This window comes from Bradyrhizobium sp. in8p8, from assembly GCF_000426845.1.
GTDB lineage: Bacteria > Pseudomonadota > Alphaproteobacteria > Rhizobiales > Xanthobacteraceae > Bradyrhizobium > Bradyrhizobium japonicum_C.
Genome location: NZ_AUGD01000004.1, coordinates 19,637 through 34,306, shown reverse-complemented (window position 1 = coordinate 34,306; position 14,670 = coordinate 19,637). Strand labels below are relative to the sequence as shown.

The 14,670-nt window shown below is 64.9% G+C and carries 14 protein-coding genes; 9 read left to right on the top strand and 5 right to left on the bottom strand.

The features are described from left to right. Window positions 1–6: 6 nt before the first annotated feature. Window positions 7–474 (bottom strand): PH domain-containing protein, encoded by a 468-nt coding sequence (locus K408_RS0112730; RefSeq protein ID WP_024339282.1) that lies wholly within the window; start codon window positions 472–474, stop codon window positions 7–9. Between the two features lie 153 nt (window positions 475–627). On the opposite strand from K408_RS0112730, the gene K408_RS0112725 reads away from it, so the two are divergent. The 5 genes from K408_RS0112725 to K408_RS0112705 all read left to right on the top strand — a co-directional run bounded on the left by K408_RS0112725 (window position 628) and on the right by K408_RS0112705 (window position 7,782). Then, window positions 628–1,884, top strand: coding sequence for an aspartate kinase (locus K408_RS0112725; RefSeq protein WP_024339283.1), 1,257 nt, complete (start codon window positions 628–630; stop codon window positions 1,882–1,884). Window positions 1,885–2,256: 372 nt separating this feature from the next. Continuing rightward, window positions 2,257–4,524 (top strand): phosphoenolpyruvate--protein phosphotransferase, encoded by a 2,268-nt coding sequence (gene ptsP / locus K408_RS0112720; RefSeq protein WP_024339284.1) that lies wholly within the window; start codon window positions 2,257–2,259, stop codon window positions 4,522–4,524. A 56-nt stretch (window positions 4,525–4,580) separates the two neighbouring features. Beyond that, entirely contained in the window at window positions 4,581–5,666 is a 1,086-nt protein-coding gene (gene prfA, locus K408_RS0112715; RefSeq protein ID WP_024339285.1) for a peptide chain release factor 1, read from the top strand. A gap of 3 nt (window positions 5,667–5,669) precedes the next feature. Then, window positions 5,670–6,548, top strand: coding sequence for a peptide chain release factor N(5)-glutamine methyltransferase (gene prmC, locus K408_RS0112710; protein ID WP_024339286.1), 879 nt, complete (start codon window positions 5,670–5,672; stop codon window positions 6,546–6,548). 460 nt (window positions 6,549–7,008) lie between these two features. Then, a complete protein-coding gene (locus K408_RS0112705; protein WP_024339287.1) occupies window positions 7,009–7,782 on the top strand; it encodes a DUF4167 domain-containing protein in 774 nt (257 codons plus the stop codon). Between the two features lie 53 nt (window positions 7,783–7,835). Here the strand turns inward: K408_RS0112705 and K408_RS0112700 are convergent, their stop codons facing one another. Next, the gene (locus K408_RS0112700; protein WP_024339288.1) at window positions 7,836–8,582 is read right to left on the bottom strand and encodes a class I SAM-dependent methyltransferase; all 747 of its coding nucleotides are present in this window, start codon (window positions 8,580–8,582) and stop codon (window positions 7,836–7,838) included. 107 nt (window positions 8,583–8,689) lie between these two features. On the opposite strand from K408_RS0112700, the gene gloB reads away from it, so the two are divergent. Beyond that, entirely contained in the window at window positions 8,690–9,457 is a 768-nt protein-coding gene (gloB, locus tag K408_RS0112695; protein ID WP_024339289.1) for a hydroxyacylglutathione hydrolase, read from the top strand. A 31-nt stretch (window positions 9,458–9,488) separates the two neighbouring features. Further along, window positions 9,489–9,911 (top strand): cupin domain-containing protein, encoded by a 423-nt coding sequence (locus K408_RS0112690; protein WP_024339290.1) that lies wholly within the window; start codon window positions 9,489–9,491, stop codon window positions 9,909–9,911. A 6-nt stretch (window positions 9,912–9,917) separates the two neighbouring features. Here K408_RS0112690 and yddG read toward each other — a convergent pair whose 3' ends face one another. The 3 genes from yddG to K408_RS0112675 form a co-directional block, all read right to left on the bottom strand. Further along, window positions 9,918–10,787, bottom strand: coding sequence for an aromatic amino acid exporter YddG (gene yddG / locus K408_RS0112685; protein ID WP_024339291.1), 870 nt, complete (start codon window positions 10,785–10,787; stop codon window positions 9,918–9,920). A 141-nt stretch (window positions 10,788–10,928) separates the two neighbouring features. Beyond that, window positions 10,929–11,654, bottom strand: coding sequence for an acetoacetyl-CoA reductase (gene phbB / locus K408_RS0112680; RefSeq protein WP_024339292.1), 726 nt, complete (start codon window positions 11,652–11,654; stop codon window positions 10,929–10,931). A gap of 244 nt (window positions 11,655–11,898) precedes the next feature. After that, on the bottom strand, window positions 11,899–13,077 hold the full coding sequence (locus K408_RS0112675) for an acetyl-CoA C-acetyltransferase (RefSeq protein ID WP_024339293.1): 1,179 nt from the start codon (window positions 13,075–13,077) through the stop codon (window positions 11,899–11,901). A gap of 307 nt (window positions 13,078–13,384) precedes the next feature. Here K408_RS0112675 and phaR point away from each other — a divergent pair, with 307 nt between their 5' ends. Then, window positions 13,385–13,969, top strand: a complete 585-nt coding sequence (gene phaR / locus K408_RS0112670) for a polyhydroxyalkanoate synthesis repressor PhaR (protein WP_024339294.1) — start codon at window positions 13,385–13,387, stop codon at window positions 13,967–13,969. A 42-nt stretch (window positions 13,970–14,011) separates the two neighbouring features. Next, entirely contained in the window at window positions 14,012–14,632 is a 621-nt protein-coding gene (locus K408_RS0112665) for a class I SAM-dependent methyltransferase (RefSeq protein WP_024339295.1), read from the top strand. The last annotated feature ends 38 nt before the right edge of the window (window positions 14,633–14,670 follow it).

The following is a 14,670-nucleotide window of genomic DNA, read 5'->3' as shown; positions in this document are numbered from 1 at the left end:
GCGGTCCTACCGCGTGGTGATCGAACTACGGAAGGCGAGCGGCGAGGCGATCGTCCGGATGGTTTCGCGACCTTCACCGACCCCGTTGATGGTCACATCGCCGTAGTTGAGAATACGTCCAAGAATCGTCTGGTTGACATCGACGCTCTCGACCTTGTCCAGCGCCATCTCGAAGGTGCGGCGCTGGATGAACCCGGTCTTGTGCACCACCCTGAGGTTGGTGACGTCGGTCTCGGTGGTGAAGCGATGGAACCAGCCCTTGATGGTCCAGTACAGTGCGGCCAGAGCCACGAGGCCGGCGCCTCCCAGGCAAAGCAGAAAGAGCCAGTCGACGGTCACCTGCCGCGACAGGATGAAGAGGGCCAGCGCCACGATCCAGGCCATGATGGCCGGAAAGTAGAAGATCCAGTGCGCATTGGTCGAATACAGCACCCGCTCGCCCGGTTGCAGGATCTCGTCGATGTAACGCGCCATGCCTCGGTTAACCCACTACCCCCGCGTCCTGCCTCCGCAGGAACCCGCTTGCCCCCGGCCCCGCCGCTCTGTATACGCGCGGTCGGTATCCGCGAGGCAGCCGTCCGGTGCGGGTCACCATACTGATCCTTATGAAGGAATGCACGCGTCGTCATGAGCCGCCTCGTGATGAAATTCGGCGGCACGTCCGTCGCCAATATCGAACGTATCCGCAACGTTGCACGCCATGTGAAGCGTGAGGTCGACGCCGGCCACGAAGTGGCCGTGGTCGTCTCGGCGATGGCCGGCAAGACCAACGAGCTGGTCGCCTGGTGCACCGAGGCCTCGCCGATGCATGACGCGCGCGAATACGACGCCGTGGTCGCCTCGGGCGAACAGGTGACCTCGGGCCTGCTTGCCATCGTGCTCCAGGGCATGGGCATCCAGGCTCGCTCCTGGCAGGGATGGCAGATCCCGATCAAGACCAGCGACGCCCATGCCTCGGCGCGGATCGAGGACATCGACGGCAGCGAGATCATCAAGCGCTTCCAGGAGCGCAAGGAGGTCGCGGTTATCGCCGGCTTCCAGGGCATCAACCCCGAGACCAATCGCATCACCACCCTCGGCCGCGGCGGATCCGACACGTCGGCCGTGGCGATCGCCGCCGCCGTCAAGGCGGATCGTTGCGACATCTATACCGACGTCGACGGCGTCTACACCACCGACCCGCGAATCGTGCCGAAGGCCAAGAGGCTCGACAAGATCGCATTCGAGGACATGCTGGAACTCGCCTCGCAGGGTGCAAAAGTGCTCCAGGTGCGCTCGGTGGAACTCGGCATGGTCCACAATATGCCGATTTTCGTCCGCTCGAGCTTCGACAAGCCCGAGGATATCGACCCGCATGCCAACCAGCCGCCCGGCACGCTGATCTGCAGCGAGGAGGAGATCATGGAAAGCCACGTCGTCACCGGCATCGCCTTTTCAAAGGACGAGGCCCAGATCTCGGTGCGCCACATCGAGGACAAGCCCGGCGTTGCGGCTTCGATCTTCGGCCCGCTGGCGGACGCCAACATCAACGTCGACATGATCGTGCAGAATGTTTCCGAGGACGGCAAGACCACCGACCTCACCTTCACGGTGCCGGCCGCCGACTATACCCGCGCAAAGGATACGATTACCGCCGCCAAGGGCAAGATCGGCTATGCGCGGCTCGATACCGCCACCGACGTCGCGAAGATCTCGGTGATCGGCAGCGGCATGCGCAGCCATGCCGGCGTCGCGGCCCAGGCGTTCTCGGCCCTCGCCGGACGGAACATCAACATCCGGGCCATCACAACCTCCGAGATCAAATTCTCTGTCTTGATCGATACCGCCTACACCGAGCTTGCGGTACGCACCCTGCACACGCTCTACGGCCTCGATCAAGCCTAAAGCACGACCCTCGTCGCGCTTCAGATTGTCCTTGAGCATGGCCTTTCCGGAAAATCGCGTCGCACTTTCCGGACCGTATCTAGGCTAATTTTCTCTTAGCGGTCGCAGCAAACGCGAAGGTGTACACACCTTCGCGTTTGGCAGGCGTTTTGCTTGGCAAAACAAGCCTCAATTCGCTATACGGCGAACAGGGTGGGCTGCCGCAGACTGTGTCCCAGTTCAGGCGGCGCTGATTCGGCGCAAGCGCTAGATCTCAAGTAGATTTCGGTTTGTGCCTGCGCCGGACGAACAATTTTGGTTGTTTTTCTGGAACTTTGGGTTAGCCGCCGGCCGATACCGCCGGGCCCGGCAGACGGAGGAGATTGACGGTTCATGCGGAGCGCGTCGGGAGGTCCCCGCGTCTTGTTGAGACGGCTCCGCGAGACCATGGCGGAGCAGGTCTCGGCCCAGGAGCGGCTGGACAAGATCGTGGTGCTGATCGCCGCCAACATGGTGGCCGAGGTGTGCTCGGTCTACGTGCTGCGCATCGACAACACGCTGGAGCTCTACGCCACCGAAGGTCTCAATCGCGAGGCCGTGCACCACACCGTGCTCAGCGCCCATGAGGGCCTGGTCGGCCTGGTCGCCAGCGAGGCGACGCCACTCAATCTGAGCGACGCACAGAGCCATCCGGCCTTCTCGTTCCGCCCCGAGACGGGCGAAGAGATCTACCACTCCTTCCTCGGCGTGCCGATCCTGCGGGCCGGCAACACCCTCGGCGTGCTGGTGGTGCAGAACCGCGCCAAGCGCAACTATGTCGAGGAGGAACTCGAGGCGCTGCAGACCACTGCGATGGTGCTGGCCGAGCTGATCGCCTCGGGCGAATTGTCGGCGCTGGCCCAGCCGGGCCAGGAGCCCGCTGCGCGCCATTCCGCGCAGAAGGTCGGCGCGATCCTGTCGGAGGGCATCGCGCTCGGCCATGTCGTGCTGCACGAGCCGCGCGTCGTCATCAAGGACTACATCGCCGAGGACCTGCCGAAGGAGATCAAGCGGCTCGACACCGCGCTCGCCAAGCTGCGCGCCGATCTCGATCGCATGCTGGAGCGCGGCGACGTCGCCGAAGGCGGCGAGCATCGCGAGGTGCTGGAAGCCTACCGCATGTTCGCCAACGACCAGGGCTGGTCGCACAAGCTGCACGAGGCCGTCGCCACGGGCCTTACCGCGGAAGCCGCCGTCGAGCGCGTGCAGTCCGACACCCGCGCGCGCATGCTGCGCTCCACTGACCCTTACTTGCGCGACCGCCTGCACGATCTGGAAGATCTCGGCTATCGCCTGATGCGGCAGCTCGTCGGGCAAGACCACGCGCCTTCGCGCGAGCAATTGCCCGACAACGCCATCGTCATCGCCCGCGCGATGGGCCCGGCGGCGCTGCTCGACTACGACCGCAAGCGCCTGCGGGGCATCGTGCTGGAGGAAGGCACCGCCAATTCGCACGTCTCCATCGTGGCGCGCGCGCTCGGAATCCCCGCAGTCGGCGAAGTGCCGAACGCGCCCGGCATCGCCGATCCCGGCGATGCCATCATCGTCGACGGCACCTCCGGCTCGATCTATGTGCGCCCGTCGCAGGAGGTCGAGGCGGCGTTCGCCGAGCGCGTGCGCTTTCGCGCCCGCCGCCAGGCGCAGTATCTGGCGCTACGCGACCGGCCCTGCGTCACCAAGGACGGCCAGAACGTCGAGCTGATGATCAACGCAGGTCTCGCCATCGACCTGCCGCATATCGAGGACACCGGCAGCGCCGGCATCGGCCTGTTCCGCACCGAGCTGCAATTCATGGTCGGCCAGAGCCTGCCGCGCACCAGCGATCAACTCGCGCTCTATCGCACCGTGCTGGACGCGGCGGGCAGCAAGCCCGTCACCTTCCGCACGCTCGATATCGGCGGCGACAAGGCGCTGCCCTATATGGAAGCGGTGATCGAGGAAAATCCTGCGCTCGGCTGGCGCGCGATCCGGCTCGGGCTGGATCGTCCGGGCCTGTTGCGCGGGCAGATCCGCGCATTGCTGCGGGCCGGCGGCGGCCGCGCGCTGCGCATCATGTTCCCGATGATCTCGGAGGTCGCCGAGTTCGACGCGGCGAAAGCGCTGGTCGAGCGCGAGCTCACATATCTGCGCCAGCACGGCCACACGCTGCCGGAACGTATCGACATCGGCACCATGGTCGAGGTGCCCGCCCTGCTTTACCAGCTCGACGAGCTCCTGAAGAAGGTCGATTTCATCTCGGTCGGCTCCAACGATCTGTTCCAGTTCCTGTTCGCGGTCGATCGCGGCAATGCCAAGGTCTCCGAGCGCTTCGACACCATGTCGGCGCCGATCCTGCGCGCGCTGCGCGATATCGCACGCAAGGCGCACGCGGCGAAGAAGTCGCTCTCGCTCTGCGGCGAGATGGCGTCGAAACCGATCGGCGCGCTGGCGCTGATCGCGCTGGGCTACCGTTCGCTGTCGCTCTCGGCAACCGCGCTCGGCCCCGTCAAGGCAATGGTGCTCGACCTCGACGCCAGGAAGGCCGAAGCCGTGCTCGGCCCGCTCCTGGACGCGCCGGCGGGCAGCGTCTCGATCCGGCAGAAGCTGACGGAATTTGCCGAAGCCGAGGGCCTGGCGTTGTAGCGAGCCTGTCGCCGCGTCCTGCCGCCTCGCTCCTTTCCGCTATTGAGACTGAACCGATGTCGTCACTTCCCGAAGCCAAACTGGACCTCCTGCTCGCGCATCACGCCTCGCTCGAGGCTGAATCGCTGGGACAGCTCACCTCCGAGCGGTACGTGCAGATCACGCGCGAGCTCGCCGAGATCACCCCGCTCGTCGAGGCGGTGAAGACCTATCGCTCCGCGGTCAAGGAGCTCGCCGATACCGAAGCCCTGATCGCCGATCCCGCCACCGATGCCGAGATGCGCAGCATGGCGGAGGCCGAGCGCGGCGAGTTGACGTCAAGAATCGAGGAGCTGGTCCAGAAGATCCGCGTCGCGCTGCTGCCGAAGGACGCCATGGACGACCGCAACGTGGTGCTGGAAATCCGCGCCGGCACCGGCGGCGACGAGGCTTCGTTGTTCGCCGGCGATTTGTTCCGGATGTACGAGCGCTTCGCCAGCCTTCAGGGCTGGAAGGTCGAGGTGATCTCCGCCAGTGAAGGCACCGTCGGCGGCTTCAAGGAAATCATCGCGGAGGTGCAGGGCCGTGGCGCCTTCTCCAAGCTCAAGTTCGAATCCGGCGTGCACCGCGTGCAGCGCGTGCCCGATACCGAGACGCAGGGACGCATCCACACGTCCGCGGCGACGGTCGCCGTGCTGCCGGAAGTCGAGGATGTCGACGTCGAGATCAAGAACGAGGACCTGCGCATCGAGACAATGCGCGCGCAAGGCGCGGGCGGCCAGCACGTCAACAAGACCGAATCGGCGATCCGCATCACGCACATCCCGACCGGCATCGTGGTGATGATGCAGGACAGCCGCTCGCAGCACAAGAACCGCGCCTCTGCCATGAACATTCTGCGGTCGCGCATCTACGACGCCGAGCGGCAACGGGTCGACGCCGCGCGCTCGGCCGAGCGCAAGGAGAAGGTCGGCTCCGGCGACCGCTCCGAGCGCATCCGCACGTACAATTTTCCGCAAGGCCGCGTCACCGATCACCGCATCAATCTAACGCTCTACAAGCTGCCGCAGGTGATCGCGGGCGAGGCGCTCGGCGAATTGATCGATGCGCTGACGACGGAGCACCAGGCCGCGCAGCTCGCTGCACAAGGCGCGGCGGCCTGAGGCGTGAGCAATCCCTTCACCGGACAATCCATCGAGGGCGCGCGGCGCGCGCTCGCTGCGCGACTGAGGTCGGCACAATTCGACGAGGCCGAGCTCGACGCACGCATCCTGATCAGTGCGGTACTCGGCCTCGACCTCACCGGCCTGATCACGCAGGCCGGCCGTCCTCTCACCGCGGCCGAAGCATCGCGGCTGGCGCAGCACGCAGAGCGCCGTATCGCCGGTGAGCCGGTGGCGCGCATTCTCGGGACACGCGAGTTCTGGGGTCTGCCATTCCGCCTGTCCGAGGCAACCCTGGTCCCGCGCCCCGATACCGAGACCGTGGTCGAGCTTGCGCTGGAAGTCTTTCGCGAGCGGCCGACGCCTCATCCGCGTATCGCCGATCTCGGCACCGGATCGGGCGCGATCCTGCTCGCGCTGCTGCACGAAATCCCCGATGCTTTCGGCGTCGGCACCGATCTCAGCCAGAACGCGCTCAGAACCGCCAGGGACAATGCCGCGGCGCTCGGCCTCGCCGACCGCGCCGCCTTCGTCGCCTGCTCCTACGCCGCGGCGCTCCGCGGCCCGTTCGACCTCATCGTGTCCAATCCCCCCTATATTCCCTCCGCCGAGATTCCGAAATTGAGCATCGAGGTCCGCGAGCACGATCCTCATCTGGCACTCGACGGCGGCAATGACGGCTACGACGCCTATCGCGCATTGATCCCTCAGGCCGCCGAGCGCCTCTCCCCGGCCGGCGCGGTGATCGTCGAGGCTGGCCAGGGCCAGGCCCAGAATATTGAAACCTTGATGAGGGGGGCCGCGTTGTCGATCGACAGGCCACCCAAGACCGACTTGGCCGGCATTCCCCGGGCCGTTTCGGCCCGAAAAATGCCCCCATAAAAGCCGGATTGAACTGCAAAAACCTCTTGGAATATCGCCTGGGAACGACTACGTTCCGTGCAACACATCGGTGCCGGCCCCGTAGACCTACGGGCGAAAGCCGGGCTCTCGGGCGAGAGCATTACTGATAAGGTTCCAAGCCGCAGGTCCTGTTGAGCGCGATGGCCAGTGGAGCTGCGCTGCTCTCCGACCGCAAAGTGAACGAAAGCCTGATATTGCGCTTGAACACTTACGCAAGACAGCTGGGCTTGTTTCGGCAAGCGAAATGAATGGGTTCGCTGGCACTGAATGCTGGCGGGTGGGGAACGCGTCTTTGTTGAACGCGACGGTCGACGAACATCGGCAGGGTTCGATCCGCTCTTGCACGCGGTGCGCGTGAGAGATGTGGGCCCATGTCACCCGATCACTCCTAGCAATCAGTAATGCGTGCAACCTTTAGGGCTGGAATTAAAGGCAGGACATGAGAAACGGTCAAAACAAGCAGCGGATGCGCAACCGCAACAACAATAACAACAACAACCGGCGCGGCCAGAATCCGATGACCCGGGTCTACGAGTCCAACGGACCGGACATCAAGATTCGCGGCACCGCCTCGCACATTGCCGAGAAATATCTCCAGCTTGCGCGTGACGCGCGCTCCTCCGGCGACCCCGTTGCGGCCGAGAACTATTACCAGCATGCCGAGCATTACTTCCGCCTGATCGCGGCGGCTCAGGAGCAGTTCCGGCAGAACCAGCAGCCGCGCGGCGATGAGCCGATCAGCAACAGCAGCGACGACGGCGAGGACGATGGCGAGAATTTCTCGGCCTTCGGCCAGGAGCCGGGCTTCGTCCCGCAGCCCCAGCAGCAGCCCTTCATGCGCGACCGCGACGGGCAGCGCGATCACCACCAGCGTGACCCTCAGCAGCGCGACAGCCAGCCGCCTTATCAGCGCGACAACCAGCAGCCCCGCGAGCACCGCGAGCGCGATCATCGTCCGCAGCCGCAATATCAGCCGCCGCCAGCTAACCAGCCGCAGCCCGTCATTGCCGATGCCGGCGGCGTCGACCGCTTGCCCTCCTTCATCACCGGCGCGCAGCCGCAGGTGAATGTCGGCGCGAATGGCGGCCAAGGTGGGTTCGAGGGCGGTGGTGGCGAGCGCTTTCCCCGGCGGCGTCGCCGTCCGCATGGCCCGCGCCCCGAGCGCGAAGCCGCCCCGGTCGCCTCCAGCGACGAGGTCGCCCCCGGCGAGTAGCCTCTTCCGATCTTCTGACCTGAATCGTCCCGGCTTCGCCGGGACGATTTGTTTCAGCTGCGTGTCGCCGTCGTCGAGGAGGGCACCAGCACGGGCTTGCCGAGCGAAGGAATGAGCCGTGCGCGCTCGCGCTTGGCGGGGATCGCGCGGTAGACCTGCTTGGTCGCCTCCACGATATGAACGCCGGCAAAGGGCAGCGACAACGCTGCTCCGGCGCGCTCCCACATCTGCGCCGATCTCAGCACCCAGCCGCCGGCATAGGGCGGCATGAACAGCGCCTCGCCCCAGCCGGTCGGCGTGAACCAGGTCTGGCGGAATAGCTCAGTGATCTGCGATCGCGAATAGGGCCGCCCGTGACCGAACGGCGTGTTGTCTGTGCGGGTCCACATTCCGCGCCGGTTCGGGATCACCGCGATCACGCGACCGGACGGCGATAGCACGCGCCACACCTCGCGCAGCAGCGCGGCCGGATCGTCCGACATCTCCAGCGCGTGCACCAGGAGGATGCGGTCGACCGCGGCGTCAGGAAGCGGCAGTGAGAATTCATCGACCAGCGAGGCCAGCGCCGGCCGTCCGGTAGGCCATTTCAGGACACCCTGGGCGGCCGGCATGAACGCAATGCAGCGCTCGGCATCCTCGCGGAACAACCCCAGATAAGGCGTGGGATAGCCGATGCCGAGCACGCGCTGGCCCTCGGCGCGGGGCCAACGCTCCCTGATGCCGCGATTGATCATCTGCCGCGCCACGATGCCGAGGCGGCGGGAATAGAACTCGCGGAGGTCGACGACGTCGATGGTCATGACGGGCAATGTATCATGCACGCGCCCGGCGCTGCGCGCGGAATATTGCATTGCCTGCGCGACGTTAACGCCATATTTGTCGGGCGGGGTAGCGCGATGGAGATGACATGGCCGCCGAAATTCGTACTTTCACCTGTTTAAACGACAATTTCGGTTACCTGATCCACGATGTGGAAACCAAGGCGACGGCGTCGATCGACGCACCGGAGGCCGGCCCGATCCTCGAGGCCCTGGAGCGCGAGGGCTGGCAGCTCACCGACATCCTGATCACCCATCATCATGGTGATCATGTCGGCGGGGTCGCTGAACTCAAGCAGAAATACAATTGCCGCGTCGTCGCGCCGCACGACAAGACGACGAAGATCGCCAACGTCGATCTGCGCGTCGCCAATGCCGACGTGGTCAAGATCGGCAATCTGCTGGCGCGCGTCGTGGAGACGCCGGGCCATACGCTCGACCACATCTCTTACGTGTTCGACACCGAGAAGGCGGTCTTCGCAGCCGACACGCTGTTCTCGATCGGCTGCGGCCGCGTCTTTGAGGGCACCTATCCCATGATGTGGGATTCGCTCCTGAAGCTGCGCGCCCTGCCCGACGACTTCAAGCTCTATTGCGGCCACGAATATACGGCGTCCAACGTCAGGTTCGCGCTCACCATCGAGCCGGACAATGCGGCGCTGCAGGCGCGCGCCGCGGAGGTGACGAAGCTCCGGGCCGAGAACAAGCCGACCATTCCCACCCTGCTCGGCGAGGAGAAGCGCGCCAACGTGTTCCTGCGCGCCGACGAACCCTCGGTCGCGGCCAAGCTGCACATGAAAGGCGCAGACCCCGCCTCGGTGTTCGGCGAGCTGCGCGAGCGCAAGAACAAGTCCTGAAGATCAGACGAACAAATCCTGGCGGGGATCGATGCCGACCGCAGCCGAGATCATCGCGCGCCTCGAACTCCGGCCGCATCCGGAAGGCGGGCATTACCGGGAGACGTTTCGCGACCAGGCCACCGACGCCAACGGGCGGTCGCGCTCGACCCTGATCTATTTCCTGCTCGCGCGCGGCGAACGCTCGCACTGGCACCGCGTCGATGCGGTCGAGACCTGGCATTATTACGCCGGCAATTCTTTGATCCTGCGCATCGCCCATGAGGGTTGCTCGCAACACGAGGTGCGGCTGGGCTCCGACCTCGTCGGCGGCGAGCGGCCGCAGGGTATCGTGCCTGCGAATGCCTGGCAGATGGCCGAAACCACGGGCGAGTGGACGCTGGTCGGCTGCACGGTGGCGCCCGCATTCGAGTTCGCAGGATTCGAGCTCGCACCGAACGGCTGGGAGCCGTAGCTCCCCTCACCTCTTCCGCAACACCATGTCCTTCGCCGCGATCAAGCCACCGCCCGCGATCAGGATTGCGGCAAGCGCGATGCTGGCGCTGGCCTTGGCAAAACCGGCTGCAATGAGGAATCCGGTCGAAAGCAGCGGCGTCGCGTAGGAGGCGGCGCCGAGCACGCGGATGTCGCCGCGCTTCATGCCGATGTCCCAGGCGTAGAAGGCGGCGCCGACGGGGCCGATCCCGAGTGCGATGACCGAAAGCCATTGCACCCTGGTCTCCGGCCACACCGTGGTCTCGAGCAGGCCATGCATCAGCGCGGCCAGCGCGGCCGTGGCAAGGCAGAAGCCCGCGACGGCGTCGGTCGGCACCGCCTTCAACCGGCGCGACAGCACCGAATAGGTCGCCCAGACGAAAGCTGCGATGAAGGCCGCGATCAATCCCGGCACCGCGCCCGGCGCGAAGCCGGAGGTGTTGCCGGCGAACAGCAGCACGGTGCCGACGAGGCCGAGCACGGCGCCGATGATGTGATGCGCAGCCAGACGCTCGCCGGGCAGGAATGACGAGAACAGCACGATCAAGAGCGGCCACAGGTAGTTCAGAAGGCCGGCTTCGGCCGGTGGCGCGAAGCGCAGCGCGAGAAAATACAGCGCGTGATAGCCGAACAGGCCGCCGACGCCGACGACCCAGACGACGAGCGGCTGGCGCAGGCTTTTCGTCGCCCCATTCCGCCCGATCCAGGTGAGCAGGCCGACGAGGCCGCCGATCGCAAACGTCATCGCGGCGAGTTGAAATGCCGGGATCTTCCCGGTCGCCACCGTCATTACCGACAGCAGCGACCACATGAGGATCGCGGTCAAGCCGATCAGTGTGGCGGTGCGGGGAGTCATCGGCCCAATGTTTCCGTCATGCCGGGCTTGTCCCGGCCATCCACGCTCTTCCGTGGCGACGGCTGTTGTAAGGCCGTGGATGCCCGGGACAAGCCCGGGCATGACGAGGCGGAAAATATCAGCCCGCGTGATGCGATCGCATCACACCATGTACTGGCCGCCGTTGACCGTCAGGGTCGAGCCGGTGATGAATCCGGCATCGTCGGCCGCGAGGAACACGACCGCGCGCGCAATCTCTTCGGGCTCGCCGAGACGGCTGGCCGGTATCTGCGGAATCACGTTCTTCTCCAGAACGTCCTTGGGGACCGCCTGCACCATTTCGGTGTTGATGTAGCCGGGGCAGATCGCGTTCACTGTGATGCCGCCCTTGGCGTTCTCGAGCGCGAGCGCCTTGGTGAAACCGATGTCGCCGGCCTTCGCCGCGGAATAGTTGACCTGCCCGAACTGCCCCTTCTGGCCGTTGATCGAAGAGATGGAGATGATGCGGCCGAACTTGCGCGCGCGCATGCCCTCGATGACCTGGCGCGTCATGTTGAACAGCGAGCCGAGATTGGTGTTGATGACGGCGTTCCACTGCTCGAGCGTCATCTTGTGGAAGGCGGTGTCACGGGTGATGCCGGCATTGTTGACCAGCACCTCGATCGGCCCGAGATCGGCCTCGACCTTCTTCACGCCCTCGGCGCAGGCATCGAAGCTGCTGACGTCCCATTTGTAGACCGCGATGCCGGTCTCGGCCTTGAACTTCTCGGCCGCCGCATCGTTGCCGGCATAGCTCGCCGCGACCTTGTAGCCGGCGGCTTTCAGCGCCTTGCTGATCGCAGCACCGATGCCCCGCGTACCACCCGTGACCAATGCAACACGTGCCATGTCGAAATTCCCTTCCCTTGGACTCTTCGGACGTTTCTGGAGCGATCGTTTTTAGCGTTGGATTATGCGGTTGGTTTGACGGACATCAAGAACAAAACGCCCGGCGTCGAGCCGGGCGTTTTTCTTTAGTCGAGGCTTGCGTGGTTGCGAAGAATATTTGATTTGCAGCCGCTGCCTTTTTAGTCGCGTGCGACGCACGCGCCGACGTGTGCGGCGCACGCGTCGGCTGCGTGCAAGCTCGCCGTCAGTCGCGCGCCAGGCACATGGCGATGCCCATGCCGCCGCCGATGCAGAGCGTGGCCAGACCCTTCTTCGAATCGCGCTTCTGCATCTCGTGCAGCAGCGTCACCAGCACGCGTGCGCCGGATGCGCCGACCGGATGGCCGATCGCGATCGCGCCGCCGTTGACATTGACCTTGGAGGTGTCCCAGCCGAGGTCCTTGTTGACGGCGCAGGCCTGCGCCGCGAAGGCCTCGTTGGCTTCGATGAGATCGAGATCGCCGACATTCCAGCCGGCCTTCTTCAGCGCGGCGCGCGAAGCCGGGATCGGACCCGAGCCCATGATCTTCGGATCGACGCCGGCCTGTGCCCACGACACGATGCGCGCGAGCGGCTTCTTGCCTTCCTTGGCCGCCTGCTTGGCAGTCATCAGCACCACGGCGGCAGCGCCGTCATTGATGCCGGACGCAGAGCCCGCTGTGACCGTGCCGTCCTTCTCGAAGGCGGGCTTGAGCTTGGCCATGGCATCGAGCGTGGCGCCATGACGCGGATATTCGTCCGCGCTGACGACGACGTCACCCTTGCGGGTCTTGATGGTGACAGGAACGATCTCGTCGTTGAACCTGCCCGCCTTCTGAGCGGCCTCCGCCTTCTGCTGCGAGGCGACGGCGAATTCGTCCTGCTGGGCGCGGGTGATCTGCCACTGCCGCGCGACGTTCTCGGCGGTATTGCCCATATGGTAGCCGTTGAAGGCATCCCACAGACCGTCCTTGATCATGGTGTCGACCAGTTCGAGGCCGCCCATCTTGACGCCGCCGCGCAGGTGCTGGGCGTGCGGGGCCATGCTCATCGATTCCTGGCCGCCGGCAACCACGATCTCGGAATCGCCGTTGAGCAGCGCCTGATAGCCGAGTGCGACGGTGCGCAGACCCGAGCCGCAAAGCTGGTTCACGCCCCAGGCCGGGCTTTCCACCGGAATGCCGGCGGCGATCGAAGCCTGACGTGCCGGGTTCTGGCCCTGGGCGGCGGTCAGGATCTGCCCCATGATGACCTCGGAGACGCGGCCGGGCTCGATGCCCGCGCGCTCCAGCGCGGCCTTGATGGCGACTGCGCCGAGGTCATGGGCGGGAAGGGTCGCGAACGCTCCGTTGAAGCTTCCGACCGGGGTGCGGGCGGCGCTGACGATGACGACATCGTCTGACATGGGCATCTCCTGGGTTTGAAATGGGGGCAGACGGGGCTGGGGAAAACGGCTCGCCAGTCTCGAATGGCATCCTGTTAACGTCGTTGAGGCATGTCAATCGGACGGTCTCCGAATTCATGCCGCAACGCATTCAAAATAGCGTTCTTGGCGCTTTCGCAAGCAGGATTTTGCTCTGCAATTAACCGTGCCGCACAAAACGGTAGCGTGAGCCCTTTGAAAATGCTTATTTTGTTGCGTTGCGTACTCTTCCCGCCCTGCGGCATTGCCCGTCAGGTTCCCGTTCTCCGCGTTTTGCAAGTGAGAGCCCATGGCGAAATCAGACCAACCCACCACCATCAAGAAATACGCGAACCGCCGGCTCTATAACACCGGGACGAGCACCTACGTGACGCTGGAAGACCTTGCCGCCATGGTCAAGGATGGCGAAGATTTCCTGGTCTATGACGCCAAGACCGGCGACGACATCACCCGCTCCGTGCTTGCCCAGATCATCTTCGAGCAGGAGAACAAGGCCGGCCAGAACCTGCTGCCGACCACCTTCCTCCGCCAGCTCATCCGCTTCTACGGCGACAGCATGCAGATGGTGGTGCCGAAATATCTGGAGCAGTCGATCGCGACCCTGACCCAGGAGCAGGAGAAGTTCCGCAAGCAGATCGCCAACACCCTGTCCGGCACTCCTTTTGCTCCCCTGGAGGAACAGGTCCGCCGCAACATGGAGCTGTTCCAGCAGACCTTCTCGATGTTCAAGCCGTTCGCAGCGCCCCGTTCGGCCACTACCCCGGAGCCCGACGCGAATGCCGAGGCGCCGAAGGACAGCAACATCGACGATCTGCGCCAGCAGATGAAGGAAATGCAGGAACGCCTCGAGCGGATGTCGAAAAAGGACGAGTAGGTCTTCTTTCAAGCCAGCCGCCCCAAGCCGAAAGGATGCGCCATGTCCGATCGAAGTGCGCATTGGGAGAACGTCTACCTCACCAAGGGCGAAGCCGAGGTCAGTTGGTTCCAGAACAGCCCGGCGACCTCGCTCGACCTGATCCGCGCTGCAACTCCCGACCATGGCGCAGCCATCATCGATATCGGCGGCGGAGCATCACGACTGGTCGATGCGCTGTTGCAGGACGGATATCGCGACGTCAGCGTGCTGGATCTTTCGGCGAATGCGCTTGACGCAGCAAAGAAGCGGATCGGCGGAGCAGCCTCGATGGTCGACTGGATCGTTGCCGACGCGACGACGTGGCAGCCGGCGAAGACCTACGAGGTCTGGCACGATCGCGCCGCGTTTCATTTCTTGACCGACCCGCGCGACAGGGCCGCCTATGTCGAGCGCCTTCGGTCGGCGGTCGCTCCCGGCGGCAACGTCATCATTGCGACGTTCGCGCCCGATGGTCCCGAGAAATGCAGCGGCCTGCCGGTGCAGCGGCATGACAGCGCGAGCCTTGCGGCGGCGCTCGGCCCGGAGTTCGAGCTCGTCGAGACGCGAAGCGAGACGCATCACACGCCATGGGATTCCACGCAGGCGTTTCAGTTCAGCCGGTTTCGGAGACGCGGCGCGTGAGCCACCGCCGCGCTCGCCATGATGGCGTTCGCGGAAAC

Bases quoted from the DNA above. Each gene is read 5' to 3' on its own strand.
- K408_RS0112730 (WP_024339282.1), bottom strand. From the start codon at position 474: ATGGCGCGTTACATCGACGAGATCCTGCAACCGGGCGAGCGGGTGCTG.
- K408_RS0112725 (WP_024339283.1), top strand. From the start codon at position 628: ATGAGCCGCCTCGTGATGAAATTCGGCGGCACGTCCGTCGCCAATATC.
- ptsP (WP_024339284.1), top strand. From the start codon at position 2,257: ATGCGGAGCGCGTCGGGAGGTCCCCGCGTCTTGTTGAGACGGCTCCGC.
- prfA (WP_024339285.1), top strand. From the start codon at position 4,581: ATGTCGTCACTTCCCGAAGCCAAACTGGACCTCCTGCTCGCGCATCAC.
- K408_RS0112705 (WP_024339287.1), top strand. From the start codon at position 7,009: ATGAGAAACGGTCAAAACAAGCAGCGGATGCGCAACCGCAACAACAAT.
- K408_RS0112700 (WP_024339288.1), bottom strand. From the start codon at position 8,582: ATGACCATCGACGTCGTCGACCTCCGCGAGTTCTATTCCCGCCGCCTC.
- gloB (WP_024339289.1), top strand. From the start codon at position 8,690: ATGGCCGCCGAAATTCGTACTTTCACCTGTTTAAACGACAATTTCGGT.
- K408_RS0112690 (WP_024339290.1), top strand. From the start codon at position 9,489: ATGCCGACCGCAGCCGAGATCATCGCGCGCCTCGAACTCCGGCCGCAT.
- yddG (WP_024339291.1), bottom strand. From the start codon at position 10,787: ATGACTCCCCGCACCGCCACACTGATCGGCTTGACCGCGATCCTCATG.
- phbB (WP_024339292.1), bottom strand. From the start codon at position 11,654: ATGGCACGTGTTGCATTGGTCACGGGTGGTACGCGGGGCATCGGTGCT.
- K408_RS0112675 (WP_024339293.1), bottom strand. From the start codon at position 13,077: ATGTCAGACGATGTCGTCATCGTCAGCGCCGCCCGCACCCCGGTCGGA.
- phaR (WP_024339294.1), top strand. From the start codon at position 13,385: ATGGCGAAATCAGACCAACCCACCACCATCAAGAAATACGCGAACCGC.
- K408_RS0112665 (WP_024339295.1), top strand. From the start codon at position 14,012: ATGTCCGATCGAAGTGCGCATTGGGAGAACGTCTACCTCACCAAGGGC.